At 68.4% G+C, this 20,507-nt stretch carries 21 protein-coding genes; 11 read left to right on the forward strand and 10 right to left on the reverse strand.

Features of this window, described 5'->3' with window-relative positions; genetic code table 11:
• Positions 1-42: 42 nt before the first annotated feature.
• Positions 43-897 carry a pirin family protein gene (locus AC1DJH_RS10690; RefSeq protein WP_478185665.1) on the reverse strand — a complete coding sequence of 285 codons (855 nt, stop codon included), beginning with the start codon at positions 895-897 and terminating at the stop codon, positions 43-45.
• Entirely contained in the window at positions 894-1,478 is a 585-nt protein-coding gene (locus AC1DJH_RS10695) for an NADPH-dependent FMN reductase (RefSeq protein ID WP_472113063.1), read from the reverse strand. The genes AC1DJH_RS10690 and AC1DJH_RS10695 overlap by 4 nt, the downstream gene beginning before the upstream one ends.
• A gap of 129 nt (positions 1,479-1,607) precedes the next feature.
• On the opposite strand from AC1DJH_RS10695, the gene AC1DJH_RS10700 reads away from it, so the two are divergent.
• From AC1DJH_RS10700 to AC1DJH_RS10710, 3 genes are read left to right on the forward strand one after another with little or no spacing between them, the layout of a single operon-like run.
• Positions 1,608-2,534 carry a LysR family transcriptional regulator gene (locus AC1DJH_RS10700; RefSeq protein WP_478185666.1) on the forward strand — a complete coding sequence of 309 codons (927 nt, stop codon included), beginning with the start codon at positions 1,608-1,610 and terminating at the stop codon, positions 2,532-2,534.
• A 39-nt stretch (positions 2,535-2,573) separates the two neighbouring features.
• Complete coding sequence (locus AC1DJH_RS10705) at positions 2,574-3,050, forward strand: FKBP-type peptidyl-prolyl cis-trans isomerase (RefSeq protein WP_116911885.1); 477 nt, start codon at positions 2,574-2,576, stop codon at positions 3,048-3,050.
• A gap of 13 nt (positions 3,051-3,063) precedes the next feature.
• Positions 3,064-3,909: a DUF6216 family protein gene (locus AC1DJH_RS10710; protein WP_478185667.1), complete on the forward strand. Its 846-nt coding sequence runs from the start codon at positions 3,064-3,066 to the stop codon at positions 3,907-3,909.
• Here the strand turns inward: AC1DJH_RS10710 and AC1DJH_RS10715 are convergent.
• The gene (locus AC1DJH_RS10715; RefSeq protein WP_478185668.1) at positions 3,906-5,444 is read right to left on the reverse strand and encodes a CYTH and CHAD domain-containing protein; all 1,539 of its coding nucleotides are present in this window, start codon (positions 5,442-5,444) and stop codon (positions 3,906-3,908) included. The two genes, AC1DJH_RS10710 and AC1DJH_RS10715, sit on opposite strands and share 4 nt — an antisense overlap.
• Positions 5,445-5,601: 157 nt before the next feature.
• Here AC1DJH_RS10715 and AC1DJH_RS10720 point away from each other — a divergent pair, with 157 nt between their 5' ends.
• Positions 5,602-6,018: a VOC family protein gene (locus AC1DJH_RS10720; RefSeq protein ID WP_435486684.1), complete on the forward strand. Its 417-nt coding sequence runs from the start codon at positions 5,602-5,604 to the stop codon at positions 6,016-6,018.
• A 166-nt stretch (positions 6,019-6,184) separates the two neighbouring features.
• On the forward strand, positions 6,185-7,252 hold the full coding sequence (locus AC1DJH_RS10725) for a pirin family protein (RefSeq protein WP_478185669.1): 1,068 nt from the start codon (positions 6,185-6,187) through the stop codon (positions 7,250-7,252).
• 23 nt (positions 7,253-7,275) lie between these two features.
• Here AC1DJH_RS10725 and AC1DJH_RS10730 read toward each other — a convergent pair whose 3' ends face one another.
• The 3 genes from AC1DJH_RS10730 to AC1DJH_RS10740 form a co-directional block, all read right to left on the reverse strand.
• The gene (locus AC1DJH_RS10730; RefSeq protein ID WP_435486682.1) at positions 7,276-7,566 is read right to left on the reverse strand and encodes a YciI family protein; all 291 of its coding nucleotides are present in this window, start codon (positions 7,564-7,566) and stop codon (positions 7,276-7,278) included.
• Positions 7,567-7,667: 101 nt separating this feature from the next.
• Positions 7,668-8,678: a tripartite tricarboxylate transporter substrate binding protein gene (locus AC1DJH_RS10735; RefSeq protein ID WP_478185670.1), complete on the reverse strand. Its 1,011-nt coding sequence runs from the start codon at positions 8,676-8,678 to the stop codon at positions 7,668-7,670.
• Between the two features lie 98 nt (positions 8,679-8,776).
• Positions 8,777-9,868, reverse strand: a complete 1,092-nt coding sequence (locus AC1DJH_RS10740; RefSeq protein ID WP_435439754.1) for a tartrate dehydrogenase — start codon at positions 9,866-9,868, stop codon at positions 8,777-8,779.
• 116 nt (positions 9,869-9,984) lie between these two features.
• Between AC1DJH_RS10740 and AC1DJH_RS10745 the strand changes: the two genes are divergently transcribed.
• Positions 9,985-10,923 (forward strand): LysR family transcriptional regulator, encoded by a 939-nt coding sequence (locus tag AC1DJH_RS10745; RefSeq protein WP_435495773.1) that lies wholly within the window; start codon positions 9,985-9,987, stop codon positions 10,921-10,923.
• Here AC1DJH_RS10745 and AC1DJH_RS10750 read toward each other — a convergent pair.
• Positions 10,910-12,235, reverse strand: coding sequence for an Nramp family divalent metal transporter (locus AC1DJH_RS10750; protein ID WP_478185671.1), 1,326 nt, complete (start codon positions 12,233-12,235; stop codon positions 10,910-10,912). The genes AC1DJH_RS10745 and AC1DJH_RS10750 overlap by 14 nt on opposite strands.
• 123 nt (positions 12,236-12,358) lie before the next feature.
• Here AC1DJH_RS10750 and AC1DJH_RS10755 point away from each other — a divergent pair, with 123 nt between their 5' ends.
• Positions 12,359-12,667, forward strand: a complete 309-nt coding sequence (locus AC1DJH_RS10755) for a putative quinol monooxygenase (protein WP_435486678.1) — start codon at positions 12,359-12,361, stop codon at positions 12,665-12,667.
• Between the two features lie 89 nt (positions 12,668-12,756).
• Here AC1DJH_RS10755 and gap read toward each other — a convergent pair whose 3' ends face one another.
• Together gap and AC1DJH_RS10765 are read right to left on the reverse strand one after the other, a co-directional pair.
• Positions 12,757-13,758 carry a type I glyceraldehyde-3-phosphate dehydrogenase gene (gene gap, locus AC1DJH_RS10760; RefSeq protein ID WP_478185672.1) on the reverse strand — a complete coding sequence of 334 codons (1,002 nt, stop codon included), beginning with the start codon at positions 13,756-13,758 and terminating at the stop codon, positions 12,757-12,759.
• Between the two features lie 63 nt (positions 13,759-13,821).
• On the reverse strand, positions 13,822-15,924 hold the full coding sequence (locus AC1DJH_RS10765) for a transketolase family protein (protein ID WP_478185673.1): 2,103 nt from the start codon (positions 15,922-15,924) through the stop codon (positions 13,822-13,824).
• Positions 15,925-16,069: 145 nt separating this feature from the next.
• Here AC1DJH_RS10765 and speD point away from each other — a divergent pair, with 145 nt between their 5' ends.
• From speD to AC1DJH_RS10785, 4 genes are read left to right on the forward strand one after another with little or no spacing between them, the layout of a single operon-like run.
• On the forward strand, positions 16,070-16,459 hold the full coding sequence (gene speD, locus AC1DJH_RS10770; RefSeq protein ID WP_435486675.1) for an adenosylmethionine decarboxylase: 390 nt from the start codon (positions 16,070-16,072) through the stop codon (positions 16,457-16,459).
• 14 nt (positions 16,460-16,473) lie between these two features.
• A complete protein-coding gene (locus tag AC1DJH_RS10775; RefSeq protein WP_478185839.1) occupies positions 16,474-17,202 on the forward strand; it encodes a nucleotidyltransferase family protein in 729 nt (242 codons plus the stop codon).
• The gene (locus AC1DJH_RS10780) at positions 17,199-18,143 is read left to right on the forward strand and encodes a hypothetical protein (RefSeq protein WP_478185674.1); all 945 of its coding nucleotides are present in this window, start codon (positions 17,199-17,201) and stop codon (positions 18,141-18,143) included. Before AC1DJH_RS10775 ends, AC1DJH_RS10780 begins: the two co-directional genes overlap by 4 nt.
• A 6-nt stretch (positions 18,144-18,149) precedes the next feature.
• Complete coding sequence (locus AC1DJH_RS10785) at positions 18,150-19,541, forward strand: aminopeptidase P N-terminal domain-containing protein (RefSeq protein ID WP_435439762.1); 1,392 nt, start codon at positions 18,150-18,152, stop codon at positions 19,539-19,541.
• Here the strand turns inward: AC1DJH_RS10785 and AC1DJH_RS10790 are convergent.
• Positions 19,483-20,457 (reverse strand): LysR family transcriptional regulator, encoded by a 975-nt coding sequence (locus tag AC1DJH_RS10790; RefSeq protein ID WP_478185675.1) that lies wholly within the window; start codon positions 20,455-20,457, stop codon positions 19,483-19,485. The two genes, AC1DJH_RS10785 and AC1DJH_RS10790, sit on opposite strands and share 59 nt — an antisense overlap.
• Positions 20,458-20,507: the final 50 nt, after the last annotated feature.

The raw sequence follows: 20,507 nt of genomic DNA on the forward strand, positions 1-20,507 counted from the left end.
CGCCCGCCGCGCGCACGCGCGGGTTTCGCGGGCCGTGCGGCTTTACCCGAGCCGCCCTTGCTGGCGCAGCGTCGCGCCGATGCGCCGGATCTCGGCCTCGCCCTGCTCGAGCGTCGAACGGCTCGTGTGCACCGAGTAGTGGCCCATCACCAACTCGTGTGGATGCTTCACCGCCGAGCCCAGCACGAAGGCCGTGTCGCCACGGGCGGTGAAGTCGATCGCGTCCTGCGACTCGTCGAACACCGCGAGTTCGCCGCCGCCGATGGGGCCGCCCCGGTCGTCGCCGGTTGCGAGCGCGCCTTCGTTGACCGCGACCCAGCCCACCGTGTGCCCGGCCGGCGGCACGTAGCGCCAGTGCTCGCCGTCTTTCAGCTGCACGGCCAGGTAGTTCATCGACGCGGGCGCCGCTATTGCGCTGCGCGCCGCGCCGTGGTGCCCGAGCAGCACGCGCGCCGGGCCTTCCTGCGGCACCTGCGCGGGCGCGAGGTAGAGGCTTTGCGCGGGCGCGTTCTCTTCAGAAGCCGGCAGCGCCACCCACAGCTGGAAGCCGCGCACGCGCGTCACGCCCGGCGCGGGGCCGCCGGTGTGCCACACGCCGTTGCCGGCGCGCATCCACTCCACGCCGCCGCCCAGCAGCGTGCCTTTCTCGCCGGTCGTGTCTTCGTAGAGCGTGTCGCCTTCGATCAGGTAGGTGAGCGTGGCGATGCCCGAGTGCGGATGCAGGCCGAAGCCCTTGTGGCCGCCGGTGGTGTCGAAGCCGAAGAGGTCGAGGAACACGAAGGGCTTGAGAAATTCGCCCAGGTCGCCCGGGCTCACCAGCCGCGTGATGCCGCCGTGCTTCGCGCCACGCGTGCGGTAGACGATGGCGCGGGCCTGCGTGACTGTGTCGGTGCTCATGCGGCCTCCCTTGCGGTCTTCAGCGCGCGGGTCCACCAGGCCATGTCGTCGAGCATGGCGGTGGCAGCCTGTGCGAGGTGAGGGAAGTCGTCGAACGACTTGCCCTGCTGCCAGATACCCATGAACTCCACCATGCCGATGTGCACCGCATGGCGCACCGGTGCCATCTGCATCTCGACCGCCACCAGCCGCAGCTGCTCGACGGCCCGCGCCGCGCCCACGCCGCCGTAGCCCACGAAGCCGATCGGCTTGCGGATGAACTCCTTGTAGGCCCAGTCGATCGCGTTCTTCAGCACCGCGCTCGGGCCGTGGTTGTATTCGGGCGTGACGACGACCAGACCGTCGAAGGTGGCCAGCTTCGCCTGCCAGCGCTGCGCCGCCTCGTTCTTCACCGGACCCCACGCGGGTGCGCCGGCCTCGTCGAAGAAGGGCAGCGGATGGTCGCGCAGGTCGACGAGTTCGAAGGCCAGGTCGGTGCGCTGCTTTGCGATCTCGTGGATCCAGCGGGCGGGCTTGTCGCCGAAGCGGCCTTCGCGGGTCGAGGCGATGACGATGCCGATGCGGGGTTGTGCCTGGGTCATGGGTGGCTCCTGATGGGTTGGCATGGCGGCCGGGGTGGCCATGCACCGAAGCTTAGGCACGCACCCATTGATCGACTAGACGGTAGAGTCGGATTGCACTCGTCCAGAATTCGAAGGAATCAACCCGCCATGCTCGACCTCAACGACATCGCCATGTTTGTGCAGGTGGTGCGCCACGGCAGCTTTGCCGAGGCCGCCCGCCGGCTCGGCCTGCCGCCCAACACCGTGAGCCGGCGCGTCCAGCAGCTCGAAGCGCAGCTCGGCACGCGGCTGATGCAGCGCTCCACGCGCAAGCTGACGCTGACCAGCGCGGGACAGGCCTTTCACGAGCGCTGCGCGGGGGCGGTCGACGGGCTGGTGGCGGCGGGGCAGGAACTGGAGGCGGGCGGGCAGGCGCCCAGTGGGCTGGTCCGGGTGGCGGCGCCGGCGGATTTCTTCGATTTCTTCCCGATGGAATGGGTGGCGGACTTCCTGGCCGAACACCCCCTGGTCAGGCTCGACTTCGTGCTCAGCGACGCCGCCGCCGACCTGATCGCCGAGCAGATCGACGTGGCGTTCCGCGGCGGCATGCTGCGCGATTCGGGCTACATCGGCCGTCGGCTGGCCACGCGCAGCGGCGGCCTGCTGGCCAGTCCCGCCTACCTCGCGCGGCGCGGCGCGCCCGCGACCTTGCAGGCGCTGGCGGACCACGACTGCGTGACGCCGCCGCACCCGGCCGGCCACACCACATGGCGGCTCACGGGCCCCGACGGGGTGCAAGAAGAAGTGCAGGTCGCCGGGCGCTTCACCGGCAACACGGCCCAGGCGCTGCGCAAGGCCGCGCTGGCCGGCATGGGCATCGCGCAGCTGCCGCCGTCGATGGCGACGCGCGACGAGCAGGAAGGGCTGCTCGTGCGGGTGCTGCCGCAGTACGCGTACACGGGGCGGGGGCTGAGCGTGGTCTACCCGAGCCGCAAGCACCTGCCGCTGGCGGTGTCGGCGTTCATCGAGATGGTGGTGGGCAAGCTGGGGCAACTGGACGTGCTGCAGGAGCCCGTGCCTTCAGGGAAAGCCTAGCCGCCTGCGCTTTTTCGTTTCCACTGAAAATGCCTTCCCATGAAAATCGAAAAAGACACCGTCGTCACCATCAAGTACAAAGTCTCCGACGCCCAGGGCAAGCTCATCGAGGCGAGCCCCGAGCCGATGGCCTACCTGCATGGCGGCTACGAGAACACGCTGCCCAAGATCGAGGAAGCGCTCGACGGCAAGGAAAAGGGCTACCAGACCGTGGTGAACCTGTCGCCCGAAGACGCCTTCGGCCAGCGCGACGAGGCGCTGGTGCGCAGCATTCCCAAGGCCGAATTTCCGCCCGGCGTGAAGATCGGCGGACAGCTGCAAGGCCGCCTGGACGACGGCACCGAGCATGTCTTCACCGTGATGAAGATCAAGGGCCCGGTCGTGCTGCTCGACGGCAACCACCCGTGGGCCGGCAAGGCGCTGAAGTTCAGCCTGCAGGTGACGGATGTGCGTGCGGCGCTGCCGGTGGAGATCGAGCACAAGCATGTGCATGGGGCGCACGGGCACCATCACTGATTCGTAGCCGGGAATGGATTTCGCGACGATTTCGAGCCTTGCGCAGGCGCTCAGTGTTGCTGCGCCGCTTTTAGTTGCTGCGGCATTTGCCTGGGGGATATTGCGCGCGGGTTCGCGCCAGGTCGTCGTCCGCCGCTTGTGGCAACTGGTCCATGGCAAGCAAGAAATTGCCGATCCAGAGATCAAGGCGTTCGTCGAAGAGGAGGCGAGTCTCCTGTCGTTTCGCATGCTTGCAGGCGTGCAGGTCTCTTCGCTGGAAAAGGCCCGCGAACTGATCCGATGGGCCAAGTCCAATGAAGTGCAGATGTACAGGCTGCGTCTTTGTGGCGATCTTTTCGATCCCGAGACCCGTCAGGTCAAAGGGCATGAGTTGCCGTCCACCTGGAAGCAGCGATTCAGACTTGCTCGGCTGTTGCTTTGCTGGTTCCTCGTGGTTGCCAGCGCAGGAATTCTGGTCTTTGACAAGACCTTGCTGACGCTGAATGCGACCGGGCGGCATTTCTTCGCGACAACGACAGAACTGGGCGCGCTCGGATCTGCCATTCCGTTTGGCCCCAATGCTTTGAAGGTGGCGGACTGTTCGCGTCCAGCAAGCACAAACGCGGCTCGCAGCTCATTCACAGAGAAGGAGGTCAATATTCTTTGCGACGTCCTGAAGCACAGTGAGACTACTGCTTATCTGAAGACTGCACTGAACGACCAGCGCTGGGCGGTTTTGCGTTTGTTCGTGATTGCCCTGGTGCTGTCGTGGATGAGCTTTTTCTCGTGGGTCTCAGGTCTTTCAGCGCAGAAGCTGTTCAATCGCCGTTTGGACCCGTCGATCTCTGATTCGCAACTGGCCTTCGATTTCGGAAGCTAGCCCTTCTTCCAGAACCTCGGCGCGTCCCCGATCTTTCCCAGCGCCTTGCGGCAGGCCTTCGCGCCGCCCGCATGCCGCGCAGTGAACCAACCCACCGCAAACCACGCGCGCGCATCGCGTTGCGTGGCCTCGCGGTACAGCGCCAGCGCCACCGCCTCGTCGTTGAACTCCCCCAGCGCGTCCTGCGCGGGCCGCAGGGCCTTCAGGTAGCGCTCGGCGGCGTCCTTGTCTTCGCCCTCGAACAGCGGCGCCACGAACTCCGCCAGGTAGCGCAGGCGCTTGAGCCGCTTGCGCACGCGGTGCTGGCTTTCGGTTGCCAGTGACTCGAAGCGCTCGCCGTCGCGCACCGCCTGCTTGTGCAGCTTCTGCAGGCGCTTGCGCAGCAGGCGGCGGGCGTCGTCGGCACTGGCCGCGGCGGATTCCGCCGGCGCCAATGCGGTGAAGCCGATCAGCGAAACCAGCACGTTCTGGAACGCCGCAGCACGCACGACATCGCCTGCAGACGACGCACTGGACGCCGCATCGCCCGCCATCGGGTCGAAGGCCGGCCCGCCCGCTTCGCGCAACAGGGGCTGCGCGAGCTTCACGACCTGTTCGCGGTCGCGCAATTCGCCGAGCGCGCGGAAGGCGTCGACCAGCGGCGGCTCCCACGCGGCGGCCTCGAACAGCCCTGAGTCCGCATCGAGCGGCGCCAACTCGCGCAGCGCCGTGCGCAGCCGCCGGATGCCGATGCGCAGCTGGTGAATCTGCTCTTCGTCCGCGGGGTCGGTATTGCCCGCCGCAATCTCGCTGGCATTCGGCAGCATCTGCGCCAGGCAGGACGCGACCACGGCCTGCTGAATCGCCCGGCCGTCGGGGTGCTGCGCGGCGAAGCGCGGCGGCTGCGCCTTCACCGCTTCCACGCGGTCTTGCGCGGCCAGCAGGCGCGCGCCGCGCTCGGCCTTCGACACGGTGCCGAACCACAGCCCATGCTGCTGCGACCAGCGCCGCGCAAGCGACACCAGGCCCCGCACGTCGCCGCTCTTGAGTTCCAGCTCCAGCTCGCACACCGGCGATTGGCGCTGTTCGGGCGTGCCAGCGTGCGCGACGACCTTGCCGACGTCCAGCGCCATCTCGACCACCGCGCCACCGGGCCCCGTCACGCGCACGTCGCGCGTGAGCCGCACGATGTCGGTCGATTGCCGTTCGACCAATGCAGCATCTCCCCCCTCCGCCAGCAGCCTGGCGAGCCGTTCGCCCACAGGCGTGCCCTGGTGGCGCTGCGGATCGATTTGCGGCGCCTTGCCAGCCGTACCCAGGTCGACGTTGTGCTCCAGCCGGTGCAGCGCGTTGTCGCCCGTGGCCTTCACGGTCTGGACCCAGCGCGGGCCTTCCTTGCGCAGCCGCAGCACCATGCCATGGGCGGCCAGCCGGAGGTCGGCGGTGTCGAAGTAGCGGGCCTGCAGGCGGGTGCGCACGACGGTGCCGCGCTTCAGCGCGGCTTCGACGGCCTTCAGGCGGCCGGGGGGAATGCAGAACTTGAACTCGATTTCCATAGCCGCCGATGATGCGCGCGCCGCATCCGCCCGCAGCGCAAAACCCCCGCACCGAAATTCATGTGGACGCCGTCCATTTTCTTTGATATCTTTTGTGGACGGCGTACACAAAACACCGGAAATCCTCCATTCATCCTCATCGACACAGGACGACACCATGGCCACCAAGCAGATCTTCGTGAATCTCCCCGTCAAGAACCTCGACAAGACCAAGGCTTTCTTCGCCGCCCTGGGCTACACCTTCAACCCGCAGTTCACCGACGCCAACGCCGCGTGCATGGTGGTGCAGAAGGACAGCATCCACGTCATGCTGCTGGTGGAAGACTTCTTCAAGACCTTCACGGCCAAGGCCATCGCCGACACCGGCAAGACCACCGAGGTGCTGCTGTGCCTGTCGTGCGAGAGCCGCGCCGAGGTCGACGACCTGGTGGCCAAGGCGGTGGCGGCCGGCGGCACCACGCCGCGCGAGCCGCAGGACTACGGCTTCATGTACGGCCACGGCTTCCAGGACATCGACGGCCACCTGTGGGAGCTGATGTACATGGACCCGAACGCAGAGATGCCCAAGCAGTAACAGCGCAACGCGCCGCCGCACCCCGAGGCAAAGAACGATGCCCATCGTTCCATACGCGCTCCTCACTGTTGCAGGCAAGGCACCTACCGGAAGGCGCTTGCGCCCCGATATTCCAGCCATCGGCAAGGCACCATCGGCCATGCCCCCCATGGAAAGGAATAACGACATGTCCGAAGACAACAACAAGCGCGCGAGCCCCGTCCTGCAGGTCGCGCCCCTCGGGTTCCCGTGGCAGACGATCGACCCGTTCCTGTTCTGCGTGTACCACGACGACGCCTACCCGCAGGGCAACGGCCGCATGGGCCCCGAAGCCTCGCTCGCCGGGCGCCAGATCGGCCAGGACTTCAGCCGCAAGGACGGCTGGAGCATGTACCACGGCGACACGGTGCCGGGCTTTCCCTCGCACCCGCACCGCGGCTTCGAGACGGTGACCATCGTGCGCAAGGGCCTGGTCGACCACTCCGACTCGCTGGGCGCCACCGCGCGCTTCGGCGGCGGCGACGTGCAGTGGCTCACGGCCGGCAAGGGCATCGTGCATTCCGAGATGTTCCCGCTGCTCGACGCCGGTGCGCCGAACCCGCTGGAGCTGTTCCAGATCTGGCTCAACCTGCCGGCGCGCAGCAAGATGGCCGAGCCGCATTTCACGATGCTGTGGTCCGACGACATTCCGCGTTTCGCGTCCGACGACGCCAGGGGCGGGCGCACCGACGTCGCGGTGATCGCGGGCAAGCTCGGCGACGCCCTGAACGGCCAGGCGCCGATCCAGCCGCTGGCGCCGCCGCCCGATTCGTGGGCCGCGCAGGCCGACGCCGACGTGGCCATCTGGACCATCAAGATGACGCCCGGCGCGCAATGGACGCTGCCCGCCGCCACGGGCGAGGGCACGCGGCGCATGCTGTACTTCTTCAAGGGCGCGACGGCGCACGTGGGCGGCGAGCGCGTGCAGGGCCCGGTGGCCATCGAGCTGCGCGCGGACATGGCCGTCGAGCTGGTCAACGGCCCCGACGAGGCGAGCGAGTTCCTGGTGCTGCAGGGCCGCCCGATCGCCGAGCCGGTGGTGCAGTACGGCCCCTTCGTGATGAACACGCAGGCCGAGATCAGCCAGACCATGGCCGACTACCGGCGCACGCAGTTCGGCGGCTGGCCCTTCGACAATTCGGCACCGGTTCATGGCCGCGAGACGGCGCGCTTCGCGAAGCACCCAGGCGGGCGCGAGGAAGTGCCTGCGGCCTGACCGCGCCGTGCGGGCCGGAGGCGTCAGAGGGTCTTCAGCACCTCGGCGCCCAGCGCGGTCATGCTCGGGATGAACTCGAGCACCTCCGTGCGCGCCACACCGTTCTGCACGAACGGGTCGCGCGCCAGCACCGCGTCGAGCGCCTCCCGGTCGCCCGAGCGCGCCAGGATCACACCCCCCTTGCGCGGCACCTGTCGCCCGGAGGCCACGAACAGGCCGCTCGCATAGTGCTTCTTGAGCCAGGTGACATGCGCGTCCATCAGGGCGTCGAGTTCCTCGAGCGGGCGGACGTAGGTGAGGGTGACGATGAACATGGCGGGATGGCGGGAGTTCAAGAAACACCATCCTATGGGCTCGGCGTGTTGCCGACTGCGCCAAGGTGTGCGCACCGGTAACCGACGGCGCGCCGGCGCGGCTAGTCGATCGCCACGCCGCCTTCCTTCACCAGCTTCGCGAACTTGGCCGTCTCCTCGCGGATCTGCTTCGCCATCTCGTCCTGCGTGCCGCCCAGCGGCTCGGCGCCGATGGCCTGCATGCGCTGCGCGAAGTCGGGCGAGCGGATGATCTTCACCATCTCGGTGTTCAGCCGCGCCAGCACGTCCTTGGGCGTGGCCGCCGGCGCGAGCACACCGAACCAGGTGCCGATGTCGAAACCCTTGAGCCCCGCTTCTTCCAGCGTGGGCACGTCGGGCAGCACGGACGAGCGGCGCGCCGTGGTCACGGCCAGCGCGCGCAGCTTGCCGCTCTTGATGTGCTGCAGCACCGGCGTGATGGTGTCGAAGGACATCGCCACCTGCCCGCCCAGCAGGTCGGTGGTGAGCGGGCCGCTGCCCTTGTAGGGCACGTGCAGCAGCGTGGTGCCGGTGCTGGCCTGGAACTGCGTGCCGATCAGGTGCTGCGCCGTGCCGTTGCCGTTGGAGCCGTAGGCCAGCTTCTCGGGCGCAGCCTTGGCCAGCGCCACCAGTTCGGCCACGTTCTTCGCGGGCGTCTGGGCCGCATTGACGACCAGCACGTTGGGCACCATGGCCACCACGGTGACGGGCGCCAGGTCTTTCTGGAAGTCGTAGGGCAGCTTCTTGTAGACGCTGGTGGCGATGGTGTGGTGCACCGCCCCCATCAGCAGCGTGTAGCCGTCGGGCTTGGCCTTGGCCACGTAGTCGGCCCCGAGCGTGGCGCCGGCGCCGGGCCGGCTCTCGACCACCACGGGCTGGCCCAGCGACTGCGAAAGCTTGTCGGCCAGCGCACGCGCCAGCACGTCGGTGGTGCCGCCCGCGGGGAAGGGCACGACGAGGCTGATGGGCCGCGCGGGCCAGCCGGCGGGCTGCTGCGCGAAGGACAGCGCGGTTGCACCCAGGCCCAGGCCCAGCCCCAGGGCGGTGGCGCGAAGCACGGTGCGCCGGCGGCGCGCGTCGAAAAAAGCGGTCATGGTGTTTGTCTCCGGCTTGTTGTCGTGGTGAGCGCATCGAGGCGCGCGAATACCGTCGGGGTCGCTCGAAATCGATCAGGCCATCAAGGCCCGGGCCGTCAGGCGGCCAGGCGCTGCGGCACGCCGGCGATGTGGTCGCACACCGCGCGCGTCACCTGCGCCGTGGTCGCGCTGCCGCCCAGGTCGCGCGTGTGCAGCGACGGGTTGGCCGTGACGTGCTCCACCGCCGCCATCACGCGGCGCGCGGCCTCGGCCTCGCCCAGGTGCTCCAGCAGCATCACCACCGACCAGAAGGTGCCGACCGGGTTGGCCAGCCCCTTGCCCATGATGTCGAAGGCCGAGCCGTGGATGGGCTCGAACATCGAGGGGTAGCGGCGCTCGGGGTCGATGTTGCCGGTGGGCGCAATGCCCAGGCTGCCCGCCAGCGCGGCCGCCAGGTCGCTGAGGATGTCGGCATGCAGGTTGGTGGCGACGATGGTGTCCAGCGTGGCCGGGCGGTTGACCATGCGCGCGGTGCAGGCGTCGACCAGCTCCTTGTCCCAGGCGACGTCGGGGAACTCCCTGGAGACCTGCAGCGCGATCTCGTCCCACATCACCATCGCGTGGCGTTGCGCGTTGCTCTTGGTCACCACCGTGAGCAGCTTGCGCGGCCGCGAGCGGGCCAGGGTGAAGGCAAAACGCATGATGCGTTCGACCCCCGCGCGGGTCATCATGCTCACGTCGGTGGCGGCTTCGATGGGGTGGCCCTGGTGCACGCGGCCGCCGACGCCCGAATACTCGCCCTCGGAGTTCTCGCGCACGATCACCCAGTCGAGCTGGCCCGGCGCGCAGCGCTTGAGCGGGCCGTCGATGCCCGGCAGGATGCGCGTGGGCCGCACGTTGGCGTACTGGTCGAAGCCCTGGCAGATCTTCAGGCGCAGTCCCCACAGCGTGATGTGGTCGGGAATGTGCGGGTCGCCCGCGGAGCCAAAAAGAATGGCGTCTTTCTCGCGCAGCGCGTCCAGGCCGTCGGCCGGCATCATCTCGCCGTGCGCGCGGTACCAGTCGCCGCCCCAGCCGAAGTCCTCGAAGCTGAACTGCAGCGCGCCGCCGGAAGCCGCGGCCAGCGCCTCCATCACCTCGCGACCCGCGGGGATCACTTCCTTGCCGATGCCGTCGCCGGGAATGGTGGCAATGCTGTAGCTGCTCATCGATGTCCTTGTGAATGTGTGCTCTGTCGAAAGAGCCCACTGTAGGATTCGATGCGCCGAACGATTCATGCCGAAAGTGAATCCATCCTTAACTTCAATTCAACAGTGAGGTGGCCATGACATCCCCCGTCCAGCCCGCCGACCTCGGCTTCTTCGCCACGCTCGCGGCCTGCGGCAGCCTGAGCGCCGCGGCGCGCGAGCTCGGCATCAGCACGCCGGCGGTGAGCAAGCGGCTCGCGCTGATGGAAGCGCGCCTGGGCGTCACGCTGGTGAACCGCACCACGCGGCGCATGAGCCTCACGCCCGAAGGCGAGCTCTACGTGGCCAGCGCGCGGCGCATCCTCGGCGAGATCGACGACATGGCACAGCAGCTCGGCGGCGCCAGAGGCGAGGCACAGGGCCTGCTGCGCGTGAACGCCACGCTGGGCTTCGGGCGCAGCCATGTGGCGCCGCTCATCTCGAAGTTCGTGCGCAAGCATCCGCAGGTGGAGGTGCAGCTGCAGCTCTCGGTCAACCCGCCGCCGCTGACCGACGACGCCTTCGACGTCTGCATCCGCTTCGGCGCGCCGCCCGAGGCGCGCGTGATCGCGCGACGCATCGCGTCGAACCGGCGCCTGCTGTGCGCCTCGCCCGCCTACCTGGCGCGGGCCGGCACGCCCAAGGTGCCGAACGACCTCACGCACCACCGCTGCATCGGCATCCGCCAGGGCGACGAGGCCTACGGCGTGTGGCGCCTGAGCACGGGCCGCGGCACGGCGCAGCGCACCGAGGCCGTGAAGACTCGCGGCGCGCTGAGCACCAACGACGGGGAGATCGCGGTCAACTGGGCGCTGGACGGCCACGGCATCCTGATGCGCGCCGAGTGGGACATTGCGCGCTACCTGCGCAGCGGTCGGCTGGTGCAGGTGCTGGCCCACTGCCGCACGCCCGACGCCGACATCCACGCGGTGTACCCGCAGCGCCACCAGCTGTCGGCGCGCGTGCGGGCCTTCGTCGATTTCATGGCCGCGGCGCTTGGCAAGGACGATGCCGAGCCGGCGCTCAGCCGCCGCTGAGCACCGAGCCCACCAGCCACACGTTGGCCGCGCTGATGACGCCGAACAAGCCCCAGGCCAGCAGCTTGAGCACCGGGCCGTTGGCGAAGCTGCCCATCATGTCGCGCCGGCTCGTGAAGCGGATCAGCGGCCACATCGCGAACGGCAGCTGAAAGCTCAGCACCACCTGGCTGAGCACCAGCATCTTGCCCACGCCGCCGTCGCCGAACCACCACACGCCCAGGAAGGCCGGGCCCAGCGCCAGCAGGCGTGTGATAAGCCGGCGCTGCCAGCACGGGATCTTCATGTCGAGAAAGCCCTCCATGATGATCTGGCCCGCGATGGTGCCGGTGAAGGTCGAGCTCTGGCCCGAGGCCAGCAGCGCAATGCCGAACAGCGTGGCCGCGAACGCGCTGCCCACGATGGGTTCGAGCAGCCGGTAGGCGTCGTCGATCTCGGCCACTTCGCGGTGGCCGGTGGCGTGGAAGGCGCTGGCCGCCAGCACCATGATCGCCGCGTTGACCAGCAGCGCGAGCGACAGCGACACCACCGCGTCGAGCGTGCAGAAGCGCACCGCCTCGCGGCGCGCGGCGTCGGTGTCGGCCACGAGCCGGGTCTGCACGATGGACGAGTGCAGGTACAGGTTGTGGGGCATCACAGTGGCGCCCACGATGCCGATGGCCAGGTACAGCGCGCCCGGCTGGTGCAGCCGCTCCAGGCTGGGCGCGAAGCCCATCGCCACGCCGAACCAGTTGGGCGGCGCCATCGCCAGCTCGACGATGAAGCAGCCCGCGATGGTGCCGACCAGCCCGAGCACGATCGCCTCCACGCGCCGGAAGCCCGCGCCCTGCAGGCCCAGCACCAGCAGCGTGTCGAAGGCCGTGATGGCGATGCCCACCGGAATCGACACGCCGAACAGCAGGTGCAGCGCGAGCGCGCTGCCCAGCACCTCGGCGAGGTCGCAGGCCACGATGGCCAGCTCCGCGCCCAGCCACAGCAGCCGATTGACGCGCGGCGAATAGTGCTCGCGGCAGGCGCGCGCCAGGTCCTTCTGCGTGCCCAGGCCCAGGCGCACGCACAGCGTCTGCAGCAGCATCGCCGCCAGGCTCGCGAGCAGCACCACGAACAAGAGGCCGTAGCCGAAGCGCGAACCGGCCTCGATGTCGGTGGCCCAGTTGCCAGGGTCCATGTAGCCGACCGACACCAGCAGGCCTGGGCCCGCGTAGCGCATCAGCTTCTTGAAGAACGGCAGGTCTTGCGGGACGGCGACGCTGCCCTTCACTTCGGACGGGCAGAAAGGCGCGGTGGCCGTGCGGGGCAGCGGAAAGAACATGCGCGCGATGATAGGGACAAGCCTGCGACGTTGTCGCGGACCGGACCCGCGCCCTCTGCGCGGCAGCGCGAAATCTCTTAGATTCGAGCGTCGAAATTCCTACACACCCTGGAGACCTTTCACATGATCCACGTCGTCGCAGTCATCACCGCCAAGCCGGGCCAGCGCGCCGCATTGCTCGAGGCCTTTGCCGCCAACCGCGCGGCCGTGCTGGCCGAAGCGGGCTGCATCGAGTACGGCGCCGCGGTCGATGCGCAAGGCGTCCCCACGTCCAAGGCCAGCTTCGGCCCCGAGACCTTCGTCGTGATCGAGAAGTGGGAAACGCTGGCCCATCTGCAGGCCCATGCCGTGGCGCCGCACATGAAGGAGCACGGCGCGAAGACCAAGGAGCTGGTCGAGAGCAAGCTGATCCACGTGCTCGAGCCGGTCTGAGCCTGGGCAAAAAGCAGCGCGGGCGCGCCTCGCCGCCTTGCGGCCGCCCATGAAAAAACGCGCCCTCGGGCGCGTTTTTCATTGACGTCTTACTTCGACACGACCTTCACCATTTCGAGGCACTTGTTCGAGTAACCCCATTCGTTGTCGTACCAGCTCACGAGCTTCACGAAGGTGCTGTCCAGCGCGATGCCGGCTTCGGCGTCGAAGATGGAGGTGCGCGGGTCGCCGCGGAAGTCGGTGGCCACCACCTTGTCTTCCGTGTAGCCCAGCACGCCCTTCAGCGCGCCTTCGCTCTGCGCCTTCATTTCGGCGCAGATTTCCTTGTACGTGGCTTCCTTCTCGAGCTCGACCACGAGGTCGACCACCGACACGTCGGAGGTCGGCACACGGAAGCTCATGCCCGTGAGCTTCTTGTTGAGCTCGGGGATCACCACGCCCACGGCCTTGGCGGCGCCGGTGCTGGACGGAATGATGTTTTCCAGGATGCCGCGGCCGCCGCGCCAGTCCTTGTTGCTCGGGCCGTCCACGGTCTTCTGCGTGGCGGTGGCGGCGTGCACGGTGGTCATCAGGCCGCGCTTGATGCCCCACTTGTCGTTCAGCACCTTGGCCAGCGGGGCCAGGCAGTTGGTGGTGCAGCTGGCGTTGCTGATGATGGCTTCGCCGGCGTACTTCTTGTCGTTCACGCCGTAGACGAACATGGGGGTGTCGTCCTTGGACGGTGCCGACAGGATGACCTTCTTGGCGCCCGCGTCGATGTGCTTCTGCGCCGTTTCCTTGGTGAGGAACAGGCCGGTCGATTCGAGCACGATGTCGGCGCCGACTTCGTCCCACTTCAGTTGCGCGGGGTCGCGCTCCTGCGTCAGGCGGATCTTCTTGCCGTTCACGATCAGCGTGTTGCCTTCGACCGTGACTTCACCCTTGAAGCGGCCGTGCACCGAGTCGTACTGGAGCATGTAGGCCAGGTAGTCGGGCTCGAGCAAGTCGTTGATGGCAACGATTTCGATGTCGTTCTTGAAGTTCTGCACCGCTGCGCGCAGCACGTTGCGACCGATGCGGCCGAAGCCGTTGATACCGAGTTTGATAGCCATCTGACTTGCTCCTAAGGTTGAAAAACTTGTTGTGGACCGGCAGGAAGAAACGCTGTGCGACGGTCAGTCGCGCAGTGCCGCTTCCACCGTGGCGGCCACGTTCTCCGCCGTGAATCCGAAGTACTTGAACAGTTCCGGCGCGGGCGCCGACTCGCCGTACGTGTCGATGCCGACGACGGCGGCGCAGCCGTACTTCCACCAGCCGCCCGTGCAGCCCATTTCGACGGCGATGCGCGGCAGCTTCTTCGGCAGCACGGCCTTCTTGTAGGCGAGGTCCTGGCGGTCGAAGGTGGTGGTCGAGGGCATCGACACCACGCGCACGGCGATCTTCTTTTCAGCCAGCAGCTTCTGCGCAGCCAGTGCGAGCTGCACTTCGGAGCCGGTGGCGATGATGACGGCGGCCGTCTTCTTGCTCTTGAGGCCCACGGTTTCCGGCTCGGACAGCACGTAGGCGCCGCGGCTGATGTCGCCGAGTTCGCTCTTCGGTGCGTAGGCGATGTTCTGGCGGCTGAGCAGCAGCGCGGTCGGGCGCGTCTGGTTCTGCAGCGCCACGGCCCAGGCCACGGCGGTTTCGGCCGTGTCGCCCGGACGCCAGACGTCCAGGTTGGGAATCAGGCGCAGCGAGGCGGCGTGTTCGATCGACTGGTGCGTGGGGCCGTCTTCGCCCAGGCCGATGGAGTCGTGCGTGAACACGTGGATCACGCGGTGCTTCATGAGCGCGGCCATGCGGATGGCGTTGCGGCTGTAGTCGCTGAACGTGAGGAAGGTGCCGCCGTAGGGGATGTAGCCGCCATGCAGCGCCACGCCGTTCATGATGGCCGCCATGCCGAACTCGCGCACGCCGTAGTTGATGTGCCGGCCGATGGTGCCGTGCGGCACTTCCACCGGGGCTTCGGGCTTGGCTTCGTCTTCGGCGCCTTGCTTGGCTTCGACCGCCGGCACGTTCATGACCACGGCGCCGGTCTTCGCATCGAAGCGAAGGGCGGCGGTGCTCTTGGTGTTGGTGAGGTTGGAGCCGGTCAGGTCGGCGCTGCCGCCGAGCATTTCGGGCAGCGCGGCGGTGAAGGCTTCCAGCGCGAGCTGGCTGGCCTTGCGGCTGGCGACGGTCTCGGCCTTGGTGTGGGCGGCGACCACGGTGTCGAACGCCACCTGGTGGAAGTTCTTGGGCAGCTCGCCCTTCATGCGGCGCGTGAACTCGGCGGCCAGCTCGGGGAACGCCACGGCGTAGGCGGCGAACTTGGCGTTCCACTCGGCTTCGATGTTGGCGCCGGCTTGCTTGTGGTCCCAGTCGGCGTACACCTCGGCCGGGATCTCGAATGGCGCGTGGTGCCAGTCGATGGCGTCGCGCGTGAGCTTGATTTCTTCGGCGCCCAGCGCCTCGCCGTGCGCCTTGGCGGTGCCGGCGCGGTTCGGGCTGCCCTTGCCGATGACGGTCTTGCAGTTGATGAGCGTGGGCTTGTCGGTCGACTGCCTGGCCTTGGCGATGGCCTTGGACACTTCGGCGGCGTCGTTGCCGTCGATCGGGCCGATCACGTGCCAGCCATAGGCGTGGAAGCGTTCGGCCACGTTGTCGATGTACCAGGGCTTGACCTGGCCGTCGATGCTGATGCCGTTGTCGTCGTACAGGGCAATGAGCTTGTTCAGGTGCCAGGCGCCGGCCAGTGCGCAGGCTTCATGGCTGATGCCTTCCATCATGCAACCGTCGCCCAGGAAGGCGTAGGTGTGGTGGTCGACGATGTCGTGGCTCTTGCGGTTGAACTCGGCGGCGAGCAGCTTTTCGGCCAGCGCGAAGCCCACGGCGTTGGTGATGCCCTGGCCCAGCGGGCCGGTGGTGGTTTCCACGCCGGGGGTCACGTCGACTTCGGGGTGGCCGGCGGTCTTGCTGTGCAGCTGGCGGAAGTTCTTGAGCTCGCCGATCGGCAGGTCGTAGCCGGTGAGGTGCAGCACGGCGTACAGCATCATCGAGGCGTGGCCGTTCGAGAGCACGAAGCGGTCGCGGTCGAACCAGTGCGGGTTCGCGGGGTTGTAGCGCAGGTGATCGCCCCAGAGCGCGACGGCCATGTCGGCCATGCCCATCGGTGCACCCGGATGTCCGGAGTTCGCTTGTTGGACGGCATCCATGGCCAGCGCGCGAATCGCGTTGGCCATCAGGGCTTGGTTTGCCATGGGCATGGGGCTTTCGGGGGAAAAGGGTGGGTGGGATTAGGGGGAACCCGCGATTTTACCGGGCGAGCCCGCCGGGGCGCCGACACAGGCCGAACACCCGTCCGATGCGCTCCTGTGCCGGGCCGGACTGCTAGAGTTGCCACCCATGCATGGGCTGCACCTTACCGCCGACCTCCACGACTGCCAATGCGGCCTTCAATGGCTCACCGACCGGGAGGCCCTGGGTGCCGTCTGCATGAAGGCGGTGGCCGCCGCCGGCCTGCAGGCGGTGGGCAAGCTGGTCCACGGATTTCCCGCCACGCCCCTGGGGCCGGGCGGCGTCACGGCCACGGTGCTGCTGGCCGAATCGCACCTGTGCATCCACACCTGGCCCGAGCAGCGCGGCGTGACGCTGGACGTGTATGTGTGCAACTTCGGCGGCGACCATTCGGCCAAGGCGCATGCGCTGATGGAATGCCTGGTGTCGCTGTTCCAGCCCCGTCACAGCGAGCGCAACGAACTGCAACGCGGGCGCGTGGCAGCAGGCGCGCAATGACCCCGGTCCGCGCGATGGTGCTGGCCGCCGGGCGCGGCGAGCGCATGCGGCCGCTGACCGACGCCTGCCCCAAGCCCCTGCTCGAGGTGCGCGGCAAGCCTTTGATGCAGTGGCCGATGGAAGCGCTGGCCGCCGGAGGGTTCACCAAGCTGGTGGTCAACACCGACTGGCTGGGCGCGCAAATTTCAGACCATTTCGGCGCAACACCCTTGATGGACAAGGGTGTCGCGCTATCAATTTCATACTCCAACGAGGGCCGCGACTTCGGCGGCGCGCTGGAGACGGCCGGTGGCATCGTGCGCGCGCTGCCGCTGCTGGGCGAGGTGTTCTGGGTGGCGGCCGGCGATGTGTTCGCGCCCGATTTCACCTTCACGCAAGCCTCGGTCGAGCGCTTTGTCGCCAGCGGCAAGCTCGCCCACCTGTGGCTGGTGCCCAACCCCGAACACAACCCGAACGGCGACTTCGGCCTGGCACCCGACGGCCTGGCGCTGAACACGGCGCCCGAGAAGTTCACCTTCTCCACCATCGGCCTCTACCGCGCCGCGCTGTTCGCGCCGCCGTACTGCGACATTCCGGCCGGCAACCCCGAAGGCCGCAAAGCCCCCTTGGCCCCGATCCTGCGCGCCGCGATGGAGCGCCGGCAGGTGAGCGCCGAGCTCTACGCTGGCCCCTGGACCGACGTGGGCACGCCGCAGCGGCTGCAACAACTCAACGCCGGCCTGGTACCGGCGCCCGACGCATGACCATCGCCCCGCTGCCCGACGCGCTGCGCCTGCTGCCCCTGCGCATTCACGACCTGGCCCTGGAAACAAGCGCGGAACGCAACGGCGGCGCGCCCGAAGACCCGCTGAGCGTGCCGATGTACGAAAGCGACTTCACGCGCCTGGGCCTCGCGCCCATGCGCCAGGGCTGGCATGTCGAGTATTTCGGCGAGACCTGGGGCGAGGCCTTCGAAGAAACCCTGGCCTGCCTGGCCCGCCAGGAGGTGGCCGACTGCATCACCTCGCTGTCGTTCAGCGGCGTCGACAGCGGGGCGAACGGCACGCGCGACTGGACCTTCGCGCCGCTGCTGGACAGCCCGGCGACCTTCCCGCGCCTGCGCTCGCTGTTCATCAAGCCCACGCAGCCGGAGGACCACAACCAGTCGCTCGTGTGCGCGAGCGGCCGCATCCTCGAGGAAGGCGGCGACATCGCGCGCTGGGTGCGCAAGGCGCCGCGCCTGAGCGAGCTCACCGTGCCGAACGCGCCGGACGCCGACTTCTTCGCGGTGCCGCTGCCGCAGCTGGGCAGCCTGTGCATCGGCGCCCATTTCGACACCCAGGGGTTCATCCGCAACCTCGCCGCGGCGGCGCACCTGCCGGCGCTGCGGCTGCTGGACTTTTCCGAATCCACCGAGCAGCAGATGGTGTGGCCGCCCGACCGGGCGCCCGGCGGCATCACGCCCTTCGAGGACTACGAGGCCCTGCTGCAAGGCCCCATGGGCGCGCAGCTGCGCGTGCTGAGGCTGCGCAACACCTGCCTGGACCTGGCGCAGCTCGAACGGCTGCAGGGCGTGCGGCAGGGGCTGCAATTCATGGTCATCCAGTCAACGATCGGCGGGTACGTCAGCCACTTTGCGCAGGATGTGTTCCCATGGCGGCACCTGGTTCCCGCGGACCCCGGACTTGCACCGTATCGAAAGTGAAAACCCATGCTCATTGACACCACGATCTACGCCGAGCGCCGCGCGCGCCTCGCCGCGCAACTGGGCAAGGACGGCATCGCCCTCATCCCCACGGCCCCCGAGCGCCAGCGCAACCGCGACAGCGACTTCCTGTTTCGCCACGACAGCTACTTCTACTACCTGACCGGCTTCACCGAGCCCAACGCCTGGCTGGTGCTCTCGGGCGACGGCCGCGCCACACTGTTCTGCGCGCCCAAGGACCTGGAACGCGAAATCTGGGACGGCTTTCGCCTCGGCCCCGAGGCCGCGCCCGCCGCGCTGGGCGTGGACGACGCCCTCTCTATCAACGAGCTCGACACGAAGCTGCCCAAGCTGCTCGAGAACAAGTCGACCGTGTGGTTTCCCTTCGCCACGCACAAGGGCCTGGAGACCCGCATCGACGGCTGGCTGCAGTCGGTGCGCGCGCGCGTGCGCTACGGCGCGCTGTGCCCCGAGGAGCAGCGCGACCTGTGCGGCCTGCTCGACGAGATGCGCCTCGTGAAAGACGCGCACGAGCAGGACGTGATGCGGCGCGCCGCGCAGATCAGCGCGCGCGCCCACATCCGCGCGATGCAGCTGTCGGCGCGCATGCTGCGCGAAGGCAAGGACGTGCGCGAGTACCACCTGGACGCCGAGCTGCTGCATGAATTCCGCCTGGGCGGCTCGCAGTACCCGGCCTACGGCTCCATCGTAGCGGCGGGCGCCAACGCCTGCGTGCTGCACTACCGCGCCGACGCCGCGCCGGTGCGCAAGGGCGAGCTGGTGCTGATCGACGCGGGCTGCGAGCTCGACAGCTATGCCAGCGACATCACGCGCACCTTCCCGGCCGACGGCAAGTTCAGCGGGCCGCAGCGCGCGCTGTACGACCTGGTGCTGCAGAGCCAGTACGCCTCGGCCGCCGCCACCAAGGCCGGCAACCGCTTCAACGACCCGCACGACGCGGCGGTGAAGGTGCTGGCGCAGGGCATGCTCGACCTGGGCCTGCTCGACGCCAACAAGGTCGGCGGCCTGGACGACGTGATCGATTCGCGCGCCTACTTCCAGTTCTACATGCACCGCACCAGCCACTGGCTGGGCATGGACGTGCACGACTGCGGCAGCTACGTCGAGCCCACGCAGGTCGGCGAAGTGAGCGAGCGAAAGGATCCGCTGTCCAACGAAGTCATCAAGAACCGCCCGAGCCGCATCCTGCACCCGGGCATGGTGCTGACGCTGGAGCCCGGCATCTACGTGCGCCCCGGCGAGGGCGTGCCCGAGCAGTTCCACCACATCGGCATCCGCATCGAGGACGACGCGATCGTCACGGCCACCGGCTGCGAGCTTATTTCGCGCGGCGTGCCGGTGGACGCGGACGAGATCGAGGCGCTGATGCGGGCTTGACCGCCCGCTGCGACACCGGCGGCGGCGCATGCCGCGCCTGCAGGAAATCGATGAACACCCGCAGCTTGCGCGGCATCTGCGCGCGGCTCGGGTGGTACAGGTAGAAGCCCGGAAAGGTCGGCCACCAGCGCTCCAGCAGCGGCACCAGCCGGCCGCTCTCGAAGTCTTCGCGCACTGCGCCTTCGAAGGCCGAGGTGATCCCCGCGCCCGCACGCGCCGCGGCCAGCAACACCTCGCCGTCGTTGCTGACCAGCGGCCCCGGCAGCGCGATGTCCAGCACGCGCCCGTCCTGCGCGTACTCCCAGCGATAGAGGCCGCCCGTGCTCAGGCGGTAGTTCAGGCAGCGGTGCTCGCGCAGGTCTTCGGGCACCAGTGGCGGCTTGCGGCCCTTCAGGTAGCGCGGCGCGGCGAAGGTGACCATGCGCAGCGGCCCGCCCACCGGCACGGCCACCACATCCTGTGCAAGGCTTTCGCCGAGCCGGATGCCGGCGTCGAAGCCGCCCTCGACCAGTTCGACCATGCGGTTGTCGCAGACCAGCTCGAGCGTGATGTCGGGCCAGGTGTCCGCGAAGTCGCCCAGGTACGGAAAGAGCAGCAGCTCGGCCGCCACCCGCGAGACGTTCAGGCGCAGCATGCCGGCGGGCTTGTCGCGCGCCTCGTCGAGGCCTTCGACCGCCTGGGCCAGCGCGTCGAGTGCAGGGCGCGCGCCGTTCAGCAACTGCTGGCCCAGTTCGGTCACGCCGACCCGCCGCGTGGTGCGGTCCAGCAGGCGCACGCCCAGGCGCTGCTCCAGCGTGCGCACGGTCTGCGACAGGGCCGAGGGCGACACGCCCAGTTCTTCCGCGGCGCGCGTGAAGCTGGCGTGGTGCGCCACGCGGGCGAAGGCGGCGATGGCAGGGAGCAGCTCGGGCGACATGGCTTTCATTATGAAGACAGGCTTCACAAAGCATCCACCCCAGCGGTCTT

This window comes from Variovorax sp. 10N412 (genome assembly GCF_056394985.1).